The organism is Pseudomonas sp. YuFO8 (assembly GCF_035065025.1).
In the GTDB taxonomy this organism is placed as follows: domain Bacteria; phylum Pseudomonadota; class Gammaproteobacteria; order Pseudomonadales; family Pseudomonadaceae; genus Aquipseudomonas; species Aquipseudomonas putida_AE.
Genome location: NZ_JAXDEQ010000098.1, coordinates 1 through 1102, shown reverse-complemented (window position 1 = coordinate 1102; position 1102 = coordinate 1). Strand labels below are relative to the sequence as shown.

Genomic DNA, 1102 nt, shown 5'->3' with positions numbered 1-1102 from the left:
GAAAGCCAAGTTGCCTGACAGGGCCTCTTCGCTGGCAAGCCAGCTCCTACAGGGGGCTGCGCTGCACACAAAACGTGAGCTGGCTTACCAGCGAAGCGGCCATGATTGTTGGCGACGATATTCAGGCTGCACACCTTTGAGCTCTTTCCTACAAATACGCCAGAAGCCGCCGACTTGTCCCCCTCGGGGCCGGGATCTATCGTTGCCGGAAAAAACTTATTCACATAAGCTGGTCAGTATGAATACACACCCTTCGGAGGCTCCGATGGCCACCACCAAAAAGGACAAACCCAACAAAAAGGCTGTTCGTGATGAACTGACATTCCTTGATGTTCGGCAAGCCGCGCGTGATGGGCAGAAAGTGTTCGATAAATTTGTGATCACTGGCAGGCTACCTATTACAAAGTAGGCCTGGATGCCAGCCGTCAAAATCTCCGCGCTTTTTGAACAAATAGGCAACTGGCAGAACTTCGCTGCACACTTTTACAACTACAAAGTGTGTAATGAATTACCTGCAATTTTCGGTCGGGACGAACGACTCGATCTGTGCGATATGTATCACATCCACTTGGCGAGTACCCAAGCGATTCAAGAGCGATGGGCGAAAATCAACCGCCAGTACTACCGCACAGCCTTGGTCAACGATCCTGACAATGACTTTTGGCTGATCTATGCCTATGACGCCTTTCGGGACGAGTACCTTTTGCTTACAGTCACCGGCCCGGACGCCCACAACCGACGTGAATGGGGATCATTTCTACGCTCGGTGCATTACGAGATTGTTGAGCCTTGGGTGATCGGGAAAATAATCTTTCCCGATCTGGACGAACTGTGATCTGAAAAGGTCGTTACTGCGAAAAATCACCACAGATACGCAGCCAACCCGGACAGTGAAAGCTTCCGGGTTTTTTGTTGCATCAGTGAAAGCCAAGTTGCCTGACAGGGCCTCTTCGCTGGCAAGCCAGCTCCTACAGGGGTTTGCGGTGTTCATGAATTCGCGTTACGCCTCAAATTATACATCCGGGTTTTTGTTGCATCAGTGAAAGCCAAGTTGCCTGACAGGGCCTCTTCGCTGGCAAGCCAGCTCCTACAGGGGTTTGCG

2 protein-coding genes are annotated in these 1102 nt (G+C 51.5%); both read left to right on the top strand.

Annotation, left to right across the window (positions count from 1 at the left end):
- The first annotated feature begins 265 nt into the window (after positions 1-265).
- Positions 266-409, top strand: coding sequence for a hypothetical protein (locus SOP95_RS31475; protein WP_272605283.1), 144 nt, complete (start codon positions 266-268; stop codon positions 407-409).
- Between the two features lie 6 nt (positions 410-415).
- On the top strand, positions 416-835 hold the full coding sequence (locus SOP95_RS31470) for a type II toxin-antitoxin system YafO family toxin (protein WP_274077710.1): 420 nt from the start codon (positions 416-418) through the stop codon (positions 833-835).
- Positions 836-1102: the final 267 nt, after the last annotated feature.

What these genes read in the sequence shown, in the direction of transcription:
- SOP95_RS31470 (WP_274077710.1), top strand. Translation starts at nt 416, where the DNA reads ATGCCAGCCGTCAAAATCTCCGCGCTTTTTGAACAAATAGGCAACTGG.
- SOP95_RS31475 (WP_272605283.1), top strand. Translation starts at nt 266, where the DNA reads ATGGCCACCACCAAAAAGGACAAACCCAACAAAAAGGCTGTTCGTGAT.